Source organism: Pseudothauera lacus, assembly GCF_003034845.1.
Lineage (GTDB): Bacteria > Pseudomonadota > Gammaproteobacteria > Burkholderiales > Rhodocyclaceae > Pseudothauera > Pseudothauera lacus.
Genome location: NZ_PZKC01000015.1, coordinates 1 through 16,223, shown reverse-complemented (window position 1 = coordinate 16,223; position 16,223 = coordinate 1). Strand labels below are relative to the sequence as shown.

The window sequence follows — 16,223 nt, the reverse complement described above, 5'->3', positions numbered from 1 at the left end:
TCCGTTCCAATAAGAACCCAAACACCAAAGGGCTTAATGCCGATGGCAAGCAATAACGGTAGCGCCAAATCCCTCGAATCCTGGATCTGGGATGCAGCCTGTTCCATCCGCGGGGCCAAGGATGCGCCGAAATACAAGGACTACATCCTCCCCCTCATCTTCACCAAGCGCCTGTGCGACGTCTTCGACGATGAACTGAACCGCATTGCCGAGGAAGTCGGTTCGCGCAAGAGAGCCTTCCAGCTCGCCAGGGCCGACCACAAGCTCGTCCGCTTCTACCTTCCGCTCGTGCCGGACGATCCCGAGCAGCCGGTGTGGTCGGTCATCCGCAAGCTCGCCGACAAGATCGGCGAAGGCGTTACCACCCACATGCGGGCCATCGCCCGGGAGAATCCGCTGCTACAGGGCATCATCGACCGCGTTGACTTCAACGCCACCACCCACGGCCAGCGCGATCTCGACGACGACCGCCTCTCCAACCTTATCGAGGCCATCAGCACCAAGCGCCTCGGGCTCGACGACGTCGAGGCCGACATCATTGGCAAGAGCTACGAATACCTGATCCGCAAGTTCGCCGAAGGCGGCGGCCAGAGCGCCGGCGAGTTCTACACCCCGCCCGAGGTCGGCTCCATCATGTCCCGCGTGCTCCAGCCAGAGCCGGGAATGGAAATCTACGATCCTACGTGTGGCTCCGGTGGCCTGTTGATCAAATGTGAGATCGCGATGGAAGCGGCGGCCAAGGGCAAGAAACGCACCGTCGCCCCCCTCAAGCTCTACGGCCAGGAATACACCGCCGAAACCTGGGCCATGGCCAACATGAACATGATCATCCACGACATGGAAGGCCAGATCGAGATCGGCGACACCTTCAAGAACCCCAAATTCCGCAACAGGCAGGGCAAGCTCCGCAGCTTCGACCGCGTCGTCGCCAATCCCATGTGGAACCAGGACTGGTTCACCGAGGCCGATTACGACAACGACGAACTCGACCGCTTCCCCGCCGGGGCCGGCTTTCCCGGCAAATCTTCCGCCGACTGGGGCTGGGTGCAGCACATCCACGCCAGCCTGAACGCCACCGGCCGCGCCGCCGTCGTCCTCGACACCGGCGCTGCCTCGCGCGGCTCGGGCAATGCCGGCACCAACAAGGAAAAGGCCGTCCGCCAGTGGTTCGTCGACCACGATCTCATCGAGAGCGTCCTCTACCTGCCCGAAAATCTCTTCTACAACACCACCGCGCCGGGCATCGTGCTGTTCCTCAACAAGGCCAAGCAGCCGGCGCGCCAGGGCAAGGTCTTCCTCGTCAATGCCTCGCAGGTCTTCGAAAAGGGCGACCCCAAGAACTTCATCCCCGAAGCCGGCATCCAGCGCATTGCCGACACCCTCATCGGGTGGAAGGAAGAAGAAAAACTCAGCCGCATCGTCGATCACGCCGAGCTGAAGAAGAACGACTACAACATCTCGCCCAGCCGCTATATCCACACCAGCGATGCGCAAACCTACCGGCCCATCGCGGAGATCGTCGAGGAGCTCAAGGTCATCGAGGCCGAGGCCAAGGAAACCGACCAGGCCCTTGGCAGAATTCTCAAACAACTCGGAATCGGCGCATGAGGATCTTCATCAGCAGCGTGCAGAAGGAATTTGCCGCCGAGCGCAAGGCGCTGGGCGAATACCTTTCCGGCGACCCGTTGCTGCGGCGTTTCTTCGCGACGTTTCTCTTCGAGCGCGACGTCCCTTCTTCCGACCGTCGGCCCGATGCCGTCTATCTCGATGAAGTCCGGAACTGTGACCTCTACCTCGGTCTCTTTGGAGACGACTACGGTTGGGAAAGCAAGGACGGCCTCTCGCCCACCCACCTCGAACTGAACGAGGCCACCCGGCAGGGCAAGACCCGCCTGATCTTCGTCAAGGGTGCGGCCGATGATGCCAAGCATCCGAAAATGCGCGCCTTGATCCGCAGCGTCGGGGACAACCTTGTTCGGCGGCGTTTCAATTCCTCCGAAGAACTTGTCTCCGCCGTCTACGCCAGCCTGGTCCGGATACTTGAAGAGCGCGAGCTGATCCGTTTGGGGCCCTTCGATGCCACGTTCTGCCGAAACGCCGCGCTCGACGACCTGGACCCGGACAAGATCACCCGCTTTCTTGGGCTGGCCCGCCGGGGGCGCAATTTCCCGTTGCCGGAGGACACGCCGCCCCATGAGGTGCTGGCCCACCTCAACCTGCTCGACAAGGGTCGGCCGACCCATGCCGCCATCCTGCTGTTCGGCAAACAGCCGCAACGCTTCCTGATCACATCCGAGGTGAAATGCGCCCACTTCCACGGCTATGAAGTGGCCAAGCCCATCCCTTCCTATCAGGTGTACAAGGGCACGGTCTTCGACCTCGTGGACCAGGCCAAGGACTTTGTGCTCTCCAAAATCGATCTCTGGGTCGGCACCCGCGAGCACGGCACCCAGGTGCCCACGAAATACGAAATCCCGCAGGAGGTTGTTGCCGAGGCCATCGTCAACGCCGTCGTGCATCGCGACTACACCAGCAACGCCAGCGTGCAGGTCATGCTCTTCAAGGACCGGCTGGAAATCTGGAACCCTGGTTCCCTGCCGCCCACCCTGACCCTCGAAAAACTGCGCGGCCCGCACGCCTCCGTCCCGCACAACCCGCTGCTTGCCGAGCCCATGTATCTCACCAAATACATCGAGCGCATGGGCACCGGCATCCGCGACATGATCCACCGCTGCCGGGAGGCCGGTCTCCCGGAACCCGAAATCCGGCTGGATGGCGGCTCCTTCGTCCTGACGATCCGCAGACCGGCCACTGGCTCGGCGACCCCGTCGGGAGCAGGTCAGGACCCAGACGGACAGCTAGAGTCACGGCTAGAGTCACGGCTAGAGTCACGGCTAGAGTCACGGCTAGAGTCACGGCTAGAGTCGGCCTTGGCCGCCAAAGTCATGCTGGCCATCCGACCACAGCCCCTCGGCAAAGCCGTCATTGCGCCGATCCTCGGTCACAAAACGGTCTCCGGCGAACTCCATAAGCAGATCAAGCGCATGGTGGAAGGCGGCCTCATCGAGCCCACCATCCCCGAAAAGCCCAGCAGTCGCCTCCAGAAATACCGGCTCACCGCCAAGGGCCAGGCATTGCTGGTGGAGTTGGAAAAGCCAGGGGGCAACACATGAAAAAGAAGCCCGACAACAAGGAAACCACCATCACGCGTTCCTCCGCGGTGGAATACCTCACCTTCGTCGCCGCGCAGGGTCAAGGTGGCGTCGAGGCGGTTTATGCCGACGAGGACATCTGGCTGTCTCAAAAAAAGATGGGCGTCCTCTACGACGTGAAGACCCCCACCATCAACTACCACCTCAAAACCCTCTTCGCCGACAACGAACTCACGGAGGATTCAGTTATTCGAAAATTTCGAATAACTGCCGCCGACGGCAAAACCTACGACACCGGCCACTACAACCTCTCCGCCATCATCGCCGTCGGCTACAAGGTCAACTCCGAGCGGGCCGTCCAGTTCCGCAAATGGGCGACCACCGTGGTCAAGGAGTTCACCATCAAGGGCTTCGCGATGGACGACGAACGCCTCAAGGCCGGCGGCACCGTCCTGACCAAACAGTACTTCGAAGAACAACTCCAGCGCGTCCGCGAAATCCGCCTCAGCGAGCGCAAGTTCTACCAGAAGATCACCGACATCTACGCCACCGCCATCGACTACGACCGCAGCGCCACCGCCACCCAGCGCTTCTTCGCCACCGTGCAGAACAAGCTCCACTGGGCCATCCACGGCCACACCGCCGCCGAGGTCATCGTGGACCGGGCCGATGCCGGGAAACAGCACATGGGCCTGACCACATGGAAAGACGCGCCCCATGGAAAAATCCAGAAATTCGATGTCAGCGTCGACAAGAACTATCTCACCGAACCGGAAATGGCGCAGCTCTCCCGCCTCGTGAACGCCTACCTCGATGTCGCCGAAGACATGGCCCAGCGGCACATCCCCATGACCATGCAGGACTGGGAAACACGCCTCAACCGCTTCATCGAAGCCACCGACCGGGAAATCCTGCAGGACGCCGGCAAAGTCACCGCAGAAATCGCCAAAGCCCACGCCGAATCCGAGTTCGAGAAATACCGCATCGTCCAGGATCGCTTGTTTGAAAGCGACTTCGACCGGCTGCTGAAACAAATCGAGTCTGGCAATAAGCAGGGGAATGACGATGCGTAATCAAGTTCACACAGCGAATCCTCGCACCTTGCGTGTCTCTCAGAAGGCGCGCTGACTGTGCAGTTCGTCACCAACGGCCCCGACATTCCGGATGCGCTCTTGCAAGCGCACGAGGAAGGTCGCTTGGTGTTTTTCTGTGGGGCAGGCATTTCACGTCCTGCAGGGTTGCCAGACTTTGGCGGCTTGGTACAGAGATTGTTCCAGCAAGCTGGAGAACCGGCGGATAGAGTTGAAGGTGATTTGATCGAGCAAAGCCAATTTGATCGCGCGATTGGCCACTATGAGCGGCGGATTCAAGGGGGACGGACGACCACTCGTCGAGGGCTGCCTTCCATACTCACTGCTGATCTGACCAAGCGGCGCGCACTGACAACCCATTTCGCATTGCTGACTCTCGGTAGGTCTCGTGACGATGGTCTCAAGCTGGTAACAACAAATTTCGATACCTTGTTCGAAGATGCGGCAAGCTGCTATCGCTTGCCAGCCCCGACCGTTTATCACGATCCACCGACCCGCCTGCGCTGGGATGGTGTTGTGCATCTGCACGGGAGAATGCCTGTCCAACCATCGGCGGATGACCTCGATCAGCTCGTCTTGTCAGATGGAGATTTTGGTCAGGCATACTTGACCCAAGGCTGGGCGGCTCGATTTGTCGCTGGCTTATTTCGGGACTACACGCTGTGTTTCGTTGGATACAGCATCGACGACCCTGTGTTGAGATACATGACTGCGGCCCATGCGCTGGATGGGGCACAGAAAATGTTCGCCTTCGCATCTTACGAAACCGGTAAGGCGGAGTCTGCATTACAGGCATGGAAGGATAAGCATGTAAGTCCTATCTTGTACGACGATGCAGCCTTTCATCGGAGCCTGCACCGGACCCTGCACGTTTGGGCGTCCGTGTATCGCGATGGAGTTGGTGGCAAAGAACGCCTTGTCGCACGCTATGCGCATCGCCTACCCAAGGAAAGCAAGCCACAAAACGACTTTGTAGGAAGGATGCTGTGGGCATTGTCAGATCAAGCGGGCTTGCCGGCTAAACGCTTTGCCGATTGCAGTCCTGCTCCGTCGCTGGATTGGTTGTTGGACGCATTTTCTGACGAACGCTATCGTTACAGTGATCTGGCACGTTTTGATGTTCCTGCACGCAAAAAGATTGATGGCAATCTCCGCTTCAGTCTGATTCGTAGACCTGCCCCTTACGACCGCGCGCAGCCAATGCGATTGGTTTCCGGAGTGAGCCCCGAAACTCAATGGGATGACGTGATGTTCCATCTGGCCCGCTGGCTGGTGCGCCACCTGGATGACCCCAGACTAGTCGTCTGGATCGCAGAACGCGGGGGGCAGTTGCACGACCGTTGGCCGTGGCTGATCGAACACGAGCTGGATCAATTTGCTTCACTGGAACGCGAAGGAAAAACCTCCGAGCTCGATGAAATCCGCTTACACGCACCCAAGGCCATTCCTGGCCCACTGATGCGCACCTTGTGGCGTCTACTGCTCTGTGGCCGGGTGAAATCGCCATGGCGTGATCCCGACTTATATCGCTGGCAAGGTCGTCTCAAGCGCGAAGGACTGACCGCCACATTGCGTCTGGAATTGCGGGAGTTGCTTGCCCCGAAGGTAGTCTTGAAGAAGCCGTTTCGCTGGGGCGACGATGATTCGAGCAGCGCTGACGAGCCCGCGCGGATCAAGCAATTGGTGGACTGGGAGCTCGCGCTGGCCGCCGATCACGTGCATTCAACCCTGTGCGACCTTGCCGACGAGCCATGGAAATCTGCTTTGCCGCATCTGTTGGAAGATTTCCAGCAGTTGTTGCGTGATGCACTGGACCTGCTGCGCGAATTGGGCGAGGCCGACGACCGTAGCGACCGCTCGCATTGGGATCTGCCATCCATCACGCCCCACTGGCAGAACCGGGGTTTCCGCGACTGGAGTAGCCTGATCGAATTGCTGCGCGATGCCTGGCTGGCGATTCGTGTCAACGACAGTGCGCGTGCAACACGCATCGCGCAGAACTGGTTCGAGTTGCCTTACCCCACCTTTAAACGTCTGGCCCTGTTTGCCGCGAGCCACGACGATTGCATCCAGCCCGAGCAGTGGGTGGATTGGTTGCTGGCCGACGACGCGTGGTGGCTGTGGTCCACAGATACCGGGCGGGAGGTATTCAGGCTGTTGGTCCTGCAGGGACAGCATTTGGCAGGAGTCGCAGAGCAAAGCCTGGAGGCGGCCATTTTGGCAGGCCCGCCGCGAGAGATGTACCGGGACGACTTGGAAGCAGAACATTGGCAAGACTTGGTGGCCCGTACCGTCTGGCTGCATCTGGCCAAGCTCAACACATCGGGCCTCGTTTTGGGTGCGTCTGCGGCGGCACGCTTGGCGGAAATATCTACTGCCTACCCGCAATGGCAGTTGGCGACCAACGAGCGTGACGAGTTCTCACACTGGATGAGCGGCACCGGTGATCCGGATTACGAGGACAGCCGGGATGTCGACATTGCTCCCCGCAAACGGCAGGAGCTTGTGCAATGGCTCACCAAGCCTACACCGGAGCGGCGACCTTTCTACGAAGACACGTGGCGCGACGTTTGCCGCACTCGTTTCTTTCACAGCTTGTCCGCGCTAGGTGATCTCGCACGAGATGGCGTGTGGCCCGCTGGCCGATGGCGCGAAGCTCTGCAGGCATGGGCCGAAGAAGGAATGGTGTTGCGATCCTGGCGGTACGCCGCACCGCTGGTACAGACCATGCCGGATGCTGTGCTGCTGGAAATTGATCACGCCGTGACTTGGTGGATGGAGGCAGCCTCCAAGGCTATCAGCCGCCATGAGGACATCCTGCTGAACCTGTGCCGCCGTGTTCTGGCCTTGCCGCTAGAGGCAGGCTCAGGTTCTCGCATTATTCGAAACGGCGTCGAAACCTACGACCCTGTCGGCTCGGCAATCAATCATCCCATCGGACACGCCACACAGGCACTGATCAACTTGTGGTTCAAGCAGAACCCGAACGACAACGATCTGCTTCCTGCTGAATTGAAGCCCATCTTCACCACACTGTGCGACGTGCAGGTAGATCGATTCCGCCACGGTCGGGTGCTGATGGGGTCTCGGCTGATCGCATTTTTCCGTGTGGATCGCCCTTGGACCGAGCAGCACCTGCTGCCGTTGTTCGGCTGGAGCAATCCCGTTGAAGCCAAGGCCGTGTGGGAAGGATTCCTCTGGTCGCCGCGCTTGTACCAGCCATTGCTGACAGCCTTCAAGTCACAGTTTCTGGACAGTGCAAAGCACTATGCCGATCTTGGCGAGCACCGCCAGCAATTCGCGACCTTCCTCACCTACGCAGCATTGGGCCCGACCGAGGGATTCTCCGTAGAGGAATTCCGATCTGCAATTGGCGCGCTTCCACAAGAAGGGTTGGAGGAATCCGCGCAGGCACTCTCCCAAGCACTGGAAGGCGCAGCCGATCAGCGTGAGGACTACTGGAATAACCGCGCCCAACCGTTCTGGCAACAGATCTGGCCAAAATCCCGCGACTTGGCCACCCGACGAATCGCCGAGTCTTTGACTCGTATGGTAATTGCCGCCCGGGGTGAATTCCCGGCTGCCTTGGCTGCGGTGCAGGACTGGCTGCAACCGATTGAACACCCGCACTATGTCGTACATCTGCTACACGAATCGGGTTTGTGCAGCAGATATCCAGCGGATGCACTGATCCTGCTGAATGCCGTGATTGCCGACCAACAGTGGGGGCCTCGGGAGTTGGGGCAATGCCTGGATCAAATCGTTCAGGCCGCGCCAAACCTTGCGCAGGATGCCCGTTACTTGCGACTGCGCGAGTATTCCCGAAGACGCGGAATTTGATGTTGTTTGCAGCACCCCGCAGTAACCCGCACCAGTGCTCATAAGCTCGGGAGGCCAGTCTGCACCTGGTCAACCGTCCGCCACCAAGACATCAAGGCCAGACGTTGCTCTGGCCTTTTTCGCATTTGGCCGAAACGCCTGTGCAGGCACGGGTTCACGCATCCGTGCCCTCGTTGGTTCTCACCTCCATGGATACCGGGGCATCATCGTGACGATGATCCACAAGTTCCGCGACATGCCGGCCGACTTGAACACGCGCGCAAACATCTACGTGCTGATCGACGAGGCCCACCGCACCACCGGCGGCGACCTTGGCAACTTCCTCATGGCCGGCCTGCCGAACGCGAGCTTCCTCGGCTTCACCGGCACGCCGGTGGACAAGACGGTGTACGGCAAGGGCACCTTCAAGACCTTCGGCTGCGAGGACGACCAGGGCTACCTGCACAAGTATTCCATCGCCGACAGCATCGAGGACGGCACCACGCTGCCGCTCTACTACCAGCTTGCCCCCAACGAAATGCTGGTGCCGCACGAGACCCTGGACAAGGAGTTCCTGTCGCTGGCCGAGGCCGAAGGCGTGGCCGACATCGAGGAGCTGAACAAGATTCTCGAACGGGCGGTGAACCTGAAGAACTTCCTCAAGGGCAAGGAGCGGATTCAGCAAGTGGCGCAATTCGTCGCCGAGCACTACCGCCAGAACGTCGAGCCGCTGGGCTACAAGGCCTTCCTGGTCGGCGTCGACCGCGAGACCTGCGCCCATTACAAACATGCGCTCGACCAGTTCTTGCCACCGGAGTATTCCGAAGTGGTCTACACCGGCAGCAACAACGATTCCAAGCTCTTGAAGGAATTCCACCTCGACCCGAAGAGGGAACGGCAGATTCGCAAGAGCTTCGGCAAGCTCGACCAGATGCCGAAGATCCTGATCGTCACCGAGAAGCTGCTCACCGGTTTCGATGCGCCGGTGCTCTACGCCATGTATCTCGACAAGCCGATGCGCGACCACACGCTGCTGCAGGCTATCGCCCGGGTGAATCGCCCCTACGAGAACGAGGCGCAGGAGATGGTGAAGCCGCATGGCTTCGTGCTGGATTTTGTCGGCATCTTCGACAAGCTGGAAAAGGCGCTGGCCTTCGACAGCGACGAGATCAACGCCATCGTCAAGGATCTGAAGCTGCTCAAGGTGCTGTTCAAGAACAAGATGGAGTCCAGGGCCCCGGACTACCTCGGCCTGATCGAGCGCAACTTCAACGACAAGGATGTGGACACGCTCATCGAGCACTTCCGCGACCCCGAGCGGCGCAAGGCGTTCTTCAAGGAATACAAAGAGATCGAGATGCTCTACGAGATCATCTCGCCCGATGCCTTCCTGCGCCCGTTCATGGATGACTATGGCACCTTGTCGGCGATCTATCAGGTCGTCCGCAAGGCCTACACCCGCACCGTGATGGTGGACCGCGAGTTCCAGGCCAAGACCCACCATCTGGTGCAGGAGCAGGTCGGCAGTTATGGCGTGGGCGGTCTGGGCGAGATCGTCGCGATCGACGGCAATACCATCGAGCTGATCAAGAACAAGCCCGGCGGGGATGGCACCAAGGTCATCAACCTGATCAAGAGCATTGAAAAGCTGGCTGAGGAAGGCAGCGGTGACCCTTGGCTCATCGCCATGGCGGAACGCGCGCGGGCGGTGCAGGAGAGCTTCGAGCAGCGCCAGACCAGCACGGCCGAGGCCCTGGCCGAATTGCTGCGAGAAGTGGAAGGCAACGAAACGCGGAAGAAGGAACAGGCCGAAAAGTCTTTCGATGGCCTGACGTATTTTGTCTACCGCAGCCTGCTGGACGCGAAGATTGAGAACGCCGAGGTGGTCAGCCGCAAGATTCGCCACGCCTTCACCGAGTTCCCGAACTGGAAGCGCAGCGAGAACGAACTCCGTGAACTCCGCAAGAAAGTCACCTTCGCCATCTTCGCCGAAACGGAGGACCTGGACCGGGTGACGGCGCTGGTGGATGAGCTGTTTACGCTGCTGGAAAAGGCGGACCGGATTTAGCGCGATGACGGCCATCGATCACAAGGACCGGTTCAAACAGCGCGTCCGGCACTGGGCCGGCAAGCTGGAAGTAAAGATTGTCTGGCTGGGTGTGCGGCCGATGCGCAACAAATGGGCTTCGTGTTCGACATCGGGCCATTTGAATTTCAGCGACGAACTGCCCGCCCTGAAACCCGATCTTTGGGACTACGTGATCGTCCACGAGCTGCTCCATTTCTCTGTTCCCAACCACGGAAAACTCTGGAAAAGCCTGATGCGCGCCCACTTGGGTGAGTATGAGGAACATGAACGCGAGCTAAAGCGTATAGCGCAGGACGTTTCGCAACAGCGGGCGCGCTGACCCGCTGAGTATTGGCGGCATTGGGATTCAGCGCCAGCCGTTCCTGGCGCGAATTCCAGACGGTAGCTTCGGCCGAATAAGCGGTCAGCGGTCCTCACGGCTTCGCCGGCAAGGGCGCAAACTCCACCGGCACCCAGGCATAGCCTTCGCGCTCACGCCGTACGTGGCCGATGCCGGGGAAGGGCAGGTGCATGCCGGCGACCAGCAGCCGTTCTTCGGCTGCCCAGGTGAACATCGTCAGGCGGGTGGAGACGGCCTTTGCGGGGTCTGTGTCGAACTCGATGGTGACCTCGGGGCGTGCGAACTGGACGGCGTGGTTGTGCACTACGTCGCCCCAGATCAGCAGCCGGGCGTCGCCGTCGCTGACCAGGAAGGCGGTGTGGCCCGGGGTGTGGCCGGGGGCGGCGACGGAGGCGATGCCGGGGAGGATTTCGCCGTCGCTGGCGAAGGTTTTCCACTTGCCTGCGGCAAGGTAGGGGGCGGCGGCGTCGCGGGCCATCTTGAAGAAGGGCTGGGCGTCGGCGGGTGCGGCGGCGGCGATTGCCTCGCTCAGCCAGTGTTCGTTGTCGGCTTCGGCTGACCACACTTCGGCGTTGGCGAACACGGCCTTGCCGTCTGCGCTGACGAGGCCGTTTACGTGGTCGCCGTGGAGGTGGGTGAGGAGCACCAGGTCGACCTGTTCGGGCTGGTAGCCGGCGGCGCGGAGGTTGTCGATGACGTGGCCGAGGGTGGGTCCGAAGAGGCTGGCGGCGCCGGCGTCGACCAGCACCAGCTTGTCGCCGGTGTTGATCAGGTAGGCGTTGACTGCGGTCTGCACCGCCGGGCCCTTGAGGAACTGGCGGGCGAGCAGGGGCGGGATTTCGCTGTCGTCGATGTTCTTCAGCAGGGCGCTGTCGAGCTCGATGGTGCCGTCGTAGAGCGCGGTGATCTCGTAGCTGCCGAGGGCCATGCGGTAGTAGCCGGGCACCTGGGTCATCTGCTGCGGCGCCGCGGCGGCGGCGAGCCCTGCGCAGACGAGGAGGGCGGCGGCGAGGAGGGCGCGGAACGGGAGGTGAAGGAGCGGGTGGCGGAGGAGTGCGAGGGGGTAACTGGCTGGCATGGGGCTCTCCGTTGGTGTTGTTGGGGCGGTATCGATTTCGAGTATCCCATGATTCACGCGTGCTTACAGTATCGACGGCGGGGGCGGGCGTGCTTCTGCTACGCTGCGGCAGATGGATGTCGTTGATCCTTTCCGCCACCGCCCCGCTGATCTGCGCGAGGCCGAATGCCTCATCGCCGCCGTGCAGTTGCGGCTGGCCGCGCGCGGGCTGGCGCATCGCCCACCGCCGCCGGTGCCGACCAGTTGTTGCGGGCGCGGCTGTAACGGTTGCGTATGGACGGGCTACTTCGATGCTTTGTCCTGGTGGCGTGAGGACGCGGCGCGGCTGCTCGCCTGAGCGGGGTGCCAGGGCAGGGGGAACACCATGCGGCGTGCACGACTCCTATTAGCCCGGCAATCAAGTACCGTTCGGGCTGAGCGAAGCAAGCCCCGCCGCGGGCGTGGCAAAGCGGACGCAGAAACCGGTACTCCGTTCGCCCTGAGCTTGTCGAAGGGCAGTTGATGGCAGTACCTTCGAACGGGCTTCGACAGGCTCAGCCCGAACGGGAGTGGGGGCTTCCGGGCAATGACGATCGAAAGCTGTTTCTTGAGAGCCCGTCGAAACCCGGTCGACGCCAATGCCCTTCGACGAGGCTCCCTGGGCGCAGCCGAAGGGCTCCGGGCGAACGGTGGCGCCTGTTTCATTGCCGGGTTGATAACGCGGTATCTCATCCACCATCAAGGGGGGCGACATGGCGAGGAAGGAACTCCGCCGCAGCGGCGGGAAATGGCTGCCGGTTCTGGGCTTGGTGCTGGCGGCGGCGGTTGTTGCGGGCTACCTGTGGCTGCGGCAAGGGGCAGAGCCGGCGGTGCAGCAGCCGCTGGCGGTGGCGCCGGCGATGCCCGTTGAGCCGGGCAATGTTGCGGGTGGGGTCATCGAGCCGCCGGTGAGCCTGCCGCCGCCGGAGCCGCCGGTGGAGTTTGCCGGCGAGGTGCTGCCGGAGCTGGACGACAGCGATGCGGCCTTTGGCGAGGCGGTTTCCGGCCTGCTGGGCGAGCATGGCGGCCTGGTGGTGATCAACCATCTGGTGCGCCGCATCGTGGTTGCGGTGGATAACCTGCCGGGCGAGAGCCTGCCGCAGGCGCGCTCGCCGTTGCGGCCGCCGGAAGGCAGTTTCCGCGTCGCCGGCGAGGGCGCGGAGATGAGCATTGCCGCCGACAACGCGGCGCGCTACACGCGCTATGTGCGCCTTGCCGAGGCGCTGCCGGCGGAGCGCGTGGTGGCTCTCTATGCGCGCTTCTATCCGCTCTTCCAGGCCGCCTACGAGGAGCTTGGCTACGGGCCTGCGGCGCAGTTCAACGACCGCCTGGTGGCGGTGATCGACCATCTGCTGGCGGCGCCGGAGATCAGCGGTCCGGTTGCGCTGGTGCAGCCCAAGGTGCGCTACCTGTTCGCCGATGCGCGCCTGGAGGGGCTTTCTGCGGGGCAGAAGGTGATGATCCGCATGGGCACGGACAACGCCACGCGGGTGAAGGCCCGTTTGCGCGAGATCCGCGCCTTGCTGGCAGCCGGCGGCCGGCCGGGTTAGTCCGGCAAGGGGAATTCGGCCGCGGCCACGGGGCGGCCGAAGTGGTAGCCCTGGGCGAAGTCGCAGCCGTGGGCGGAGAGGATGGCGAACTGGGCGGCGCTTTCCACCCCTTCGGCAACCACCCGCAGGCCGAGGCTGTGGCCGAGCTTGACGATGGCCTCGGCGATGGCGGCGTCGCCGCTGTTGCGCTCGATGTCGCGGATGAACAGGCGGTCGATCTTCAGTTCGTCGATGGGGAAGCGCTTCAGGTAGGCGAGCGAGGAGTAGCCGGTGCCGAAGTCGTCGATGGCCAGGCGCACGCCGAGGGTGCGCAGGCGTTCGAGCACTTCGACGGTGCAGCCGCTGCCTTCCATCAGCATGCTTTCGGTGAGTTCGAGTGTGAGCTGGGCGGCCGGCATGGCGGTGTCGGCGAGCACGCGGCTGACCATGTCCACGAAGCCTTCGTCGCGCAACTGGCGTGCGGACAGGTTGACCATCATGCGCAGGCGGCTGTGGCCGCTGGCGCGCCAGGCGCGGTGCTGTTCGCAGGCCTGACGCAGCACCCATTCGCCGATCGGCACGATGAGCCCGGTTTCCTCGGCCAGCGGGATGAAGTCGGCCGGCGCGACGACGCCGAGCTGAGGATGCTGCCAGCGCAGCAGTGCTTCGGCGGCCATGATCTGGCCGCTGCCCACCTCGACCAGGGGCTGGAAGTGCAGCAGCAGTTCGGCGCGCGAAATGGCGCGGTGGAGTGCGGTTTCCAGCGCCAGATGTTCGAGCGAGCGCGCGTTCATGGTTGCCTGGTAGAGCTGAAAGCTGTCGCGGCCTTCGTCCTTGGCGCGGTACATGGCGACATCGGCGTTCTTGATCAGGGTCGCGGGGTCGCGCCCGTCTTCGGGGAAGATGCTGATGCCGATGCTGGTGGTGATCACCAGTTCGTGTTCGCCGGCGATGATGGGGCGGCGCAGGGCGCCGATGATGCGCGCCGCGCTGTGGGCGGCGTCGTCGGGGTCGGTGAGGTCGCCGAGGATGGCGATGAACTCGTCGCCGCCCATGCGCGCCACGGTGTCATCCTCGCGCAGGCATTTGCACAGGCGGCGGGCGACTTCGGCGAGCACCTCGTCGCCGACTTCGTGGCCGAGGGTGTCGTTGATGCGCTTGAAGCGGTCGAGATCGATGAACAGCACCGCGCCGCGCCCGCGTGCGCGCTGGGCGTGGGCGATGGCCATCTGCAGGCGGTCGTCGAGGAGGCGGCGGTTGGGCAGGCCGGTGAGGGGGTCGTAGTAGGCGAGGTGGCGGATGTGCGCCTCGTTGGCCTTCAGTTCGCTGATGTCGCTGAACACCGCGGCGTAGTTGGTGAGGCGGCCGTTGCGGTCGGTGATCGCGGTGATGGTGAGCAGCTCGGGGTAGAGCTCGCCGTTCTTGCGGCGGTTCCAGATTTCTCCCTGCCATTGCCCTTCGGTTTTCAGGCGTTGCCACATTTCTGCGTAGAAGGCCTTGTCCTGGCGGCCGGAATTGAGCAGCGAGGGGTTGCGCCCGAGCACTTCGGCGGCGCTGTAGCCGGTGAGGCGGGTGAAGGCGGGGTTGACCGAGACGATGCGGGCCTCGGCGTCGGTGATGACGATCCCTTCCAGCGAGGTCTCGATGACCCGCTCGGCGAGGTGGAGGTTGCGCTGCGAGGTGTTGAGGGCCTGGTCGCGCTCGTGCAGGGCATGCTGCAGCTCATGGACGTAGGCCAGCTCCATGCCGGAGAGGATGTCGGAGAAGCTGACCAGATCGGCAAGGCTGCCGTCGTCGCGGAGCACGCCGATGTGGCGCACCCGGCGTTCGGCGAGCAGGCAGCGGGCGTGGTAGAGGCTGGCGTTCTCGGTGACCGTGATCAGCGGCCGGCTGGCCACCTCGCCAACCTGCAGGTTGGCGCTGCGGCTGGCCACCAGGCGGGTCAGGTCGCGTTCGGTGATGATGCCGTAGTCACCGTCGGCAAAGCGCACCACCGCGGCATCGGTGCCCGCCTGGCGCATGTAGCGCGCGGCATCGCCGAGCGTGGCGTCGGCGGGCAGGGCGTGGAGGCGGCTCTTGACCACGGTGTCGAGCGTGCGCAGCTTGAGATAGTGCTCGATGCCCTGGTTGAGCACCACGTCGGTCTGCGAGACGATGCCGCAACGCTGGCCGCTGGCGTCCACCACCAGATAGTGGCGCATGCGTTCGTCGCGGAAGCGGATCGCCAGCTGGTGCAGGTTGATGTCGCGGGTGACGGTGCGCACCGGCGCGCTCATCACCGTTGCCACCGGGCGGTTGAAGGACTCGGGGTCGTCGAAGTCCACCGCCAGGGCGTCGCGTTCGGTCCAGATGCCGAGCACCGCATCGCCGTCGACGACGAGGATGGAACTTACCCGCAGCTCGCTCATCAGCCGCGCCGCTTCGCTCAGCGGGGTGTGAGGCGGGCATTCGAGTATGCTCGGGTGGACGACTTCGCCGACCGTGATGGCGTGCGAGCTGAGGGTATGCAGCAGCGCATCATCGGCGATGGGAAAAAGGGGGGTCATCTGCGGACTCTACTGAGGCGACGGCGCGCGGGGCATGCGCAGTCAGGTGCCTACCTTAGCACCGCTTCGGAAAGCTCGCCAGACGCTATGCTTTTGGATATAGGCATTGTCTTGCGCGCGGGATGGCAAGCGGGGCGTCGCTGGGGTATGCTGGAAAGCCGCTGGCGTTATCGCCGAGGCATATTTCTTGAAGCGTGTCGAGGAGCACTGCGATGAAAGCGAAGGATTCCACCGACGGACCGAGCACGCTGGGCCTGCCCATGCGTGAGTTTTCCGAGGCCTGGTTTGCGGCCTGCCTGCGCCCCCTGTCGGCCTGGCAGGAGTGGAACCGGGTGGTTGGCGGGCAGTGGGAGCAGTGGCTGCAACTGCTCGCGCGCACGCCCACGCCTTGGCTGCCTGCGCTGGCGGAAAACCGCAGCGACCAGCCGCCGGCGATCGAGTTCTTCCTGCCCTGGCTGCAGGTCGAGGCGGAGGCGGTGAGCAAGGCGCCCGTGTCCGTGGACAAGCCGCGCGCCGACGCTGGTACAGCGGCGGCGCGCAAGCCTGCAGCGGCCAAGCCTG

General features: G+C 62.8%; 11 protein-coding genes. 9 read left to right on the top strand and 2 right to left on the bottom strand.

The genetic code is table 11. From position 1 onward, the window contains the following. The first annotated feature begins 42 nt into the window (after positions 1-42). From C8261_RS15285 to C8261_RS15260, 6 genes are read left to right on the top strand one after another with little or no spacing between them, the layout of a single operon-like run. Complete coding sequence (locus C8261_RS15285; RefSeq protein ID WP_107494629.1) at positions 43-1,608, top strand: type I restriction-modification system subunit M; 1,566 nt, start codon at positions 43-45, stop codon at positions 1,606-1,608. Then, a complete protein-coding gene (locus C8261_RS15280) occupies positions 1,605-3,173 on the top strand; it encodes an ATP-binding protein (RefSeq protein WP_107494597.1) in 1,569 nt (522 codons plus the stop codon). Before C8261_RS15285 ends, C8261_RS15280 begins: the two co-directional genes overlap by 4 nt. After that, the gene (locus C8261_RS15275; RefSeq protein ID WP_107494596.1) at positions 3,170-4,225 is read left to right on the top strand and encodes a virulence RhuM family protein; all 1,056 of its coding nucleotides are present in this window, start codon (positions 3,170-3,172) and stop codon (positions 4,223-4,225) included. The genes C8261_RS15280 and C8261_RS15275 overlap by 4 nt, the downstream gene beginning before the upstream one ends. Positions 4,226-4,282: 57 nt before the next feature. Then, positions 4,283-8,083 carry an anti-phage defense-associated sirtuin Dsr1 gene (dsr1, locus tag C8261_RS15270; protein ID WP_107494595.1) on the top strand — a complete coding sequence of 1,267 codons (3,801 nt, stop codon included), beginning with the start codon at positions 4,283-4,285 and terminating at the stop codon, positions 8,081-8,083. 34 nt (positions 8,084-8,117) lie between these two features. After that, positions 8,118-10,130: a type I restriction enzyme subunit R domain-containing protein gene (locus tag C8261_RS15265; protein WP_268987190.1), complete on the top strand. Its 2,013-nt coding sequence runs from the start codon at positions 8,118-8,120 to the stop codon at positions 10,128-10,130. Positions 10,131-10,134: 4 nt separating this feature from the next. Beyond that, the gene (locus C8261_RS15260) at positions 10,135-10,470 is read left to right on the top strand and encodes a M48 metallopeptidase family protein (protein ID WP_107494594.1); all 336 of its coding nucleotides are present in this window, start codon (positions 10,135-10,137) and stop codon (positions 10,468-10,470) included. A gap of 94 nt (positions 10,471-10,564) precedes the next feature. Here the strand turns inward: C8261_RS15260 and C8261_RS15255 are convergent, their stop codons facing one another. Continuing rightward, the gene (locus C8261_RS15255; protein WP_107494593.1) at positions 10,565-11,569 is read right to left on the bottom strand and encodes an MBL fold metallo-hydrolase; all 1,005 of its coding nucleotides are present in this window, start codon (positions 11,567-11,569) and stop codon (positions 10,565-10,567) included. Between the two features lie 112 nt (positions 11,570-11,681). Here C8261_RS15255 and C8261_RS15250 point away from each other — a divergent pair, with 112 nt between their 5' ends. Together C8261_RS15250 and C8261_RS15245 are read left to right on the top strand one after the other, a co-directional pair. Further along, positions 11,682-11,906, top strand: a complete 225-nt coding sequence (locus tag C8261_RS15250) for an oxidoreductase-like domain-containing protein (RefSeq protein WP_107494592.1) — start codon at positions 11,682-11,684, stop codon at positions 11,904-11,906. A gap of 394 nt (positions 11,907-12,300) precedes the next feature. Next, positions 12,301-13,137 (top strand): DUF3014 domain-containing protein, encoded by an 837-nt coding sequence (locus tag C8261_RS15245; protein ID WP_219905223.1) that lies wholly within the window; start codon positions 12,301-12,303, stop codon positions 13,135-13,137. Here C8261_RS15245 and C8261_RS15240 read toward each other — a convergent pair. Beyond that, positions 13,134-15,662, bottom strand: coding sequence for an EAL domain-containing protein (locus C8261_RS15240; protein ID WP_107494591.1), 2,529 nt, complete (start codon positions 15,660-15,662; stop codon positions 13,134-13,136). The two genes, C8261_RS15245 and C8261_RS15240, sit on opposite strands and share 4 nt — an antisense overlap. A gap of 212 nt (positions 15,663-15,874) precedes the next feature. Here C8261_RS15240 and C8261_RS15235 point away from each other — a divergent pair. Next, the coding region (locus C8261_RS15235; protein ID WP_146161693.1) for a hypothetical protein at positions 15,875-16,223 on the top strand (349 nt) is incomplete at its 3' end.

What these genes read in the sequence shown, in the direction of transcription:
- C8261_RS15280 (WP_107494597.1), top strand. Translation starts at nt 1,605, where the DNA reads ATGAGGATCTTCATCAGCAGCGTGCAGAAGGAATTTGCCGCCGAGCGC.
- C8261_RS15260 (WP_107494594.1), top strand. Translation starts at nt 10,135, where the DNA reads ATGACGGCCATCGATCACAAGGACCGGTTCAAACAGCGCGTCCGGCAC.
- C8261_RS15240 (WP_107494591.1), bottom strand. Translation starts at nt 15,662, where the DNA reads ATGACCCCCCTTTTTCCCATCGCCGATGATGCGCTGCTGCATACCCTC.
- C8261_RS15275 (WP_107494596.1), top strand. Translation starts at nt 3,170, where the DNA reads ATGAAAAAGAAGCCCGACAACAAGGAAACCACCATCACGCGTTCCTCC.
- C8261_RS15250 (WP_107494592.1), top strand. Translation starts at nt 11,682, where the DNA reads ATGGATGTCGTTGATCCTTTCCGCCACCGCCCCGCTGATCTGCGCGAG.
- C8261_RS15285 (WP_107494629.1), top strand. Translation starts at nt 43, where the DNA reads ATGGCAAGCAATAACGGTAGCGCCAAATCCCTCGAATCCTGGATCTGG.
- C8261_RS15245 (WP_219905223.1), top strand. Translation starts at nt 12,301, where the DNA reads ATGGCGAGGAAGGAACTCCGCCGCAGCGGCGGGAAATGGCTGCCGGTT.
- C8261_RS15255 (WP_107494593.1), bottom strand. Translation starts at nt 11,569, where the DNA reads ATGCCAGCCAGTTACCCCCTCGCACTCCTCCGCCACCCGCTCCTTCAC.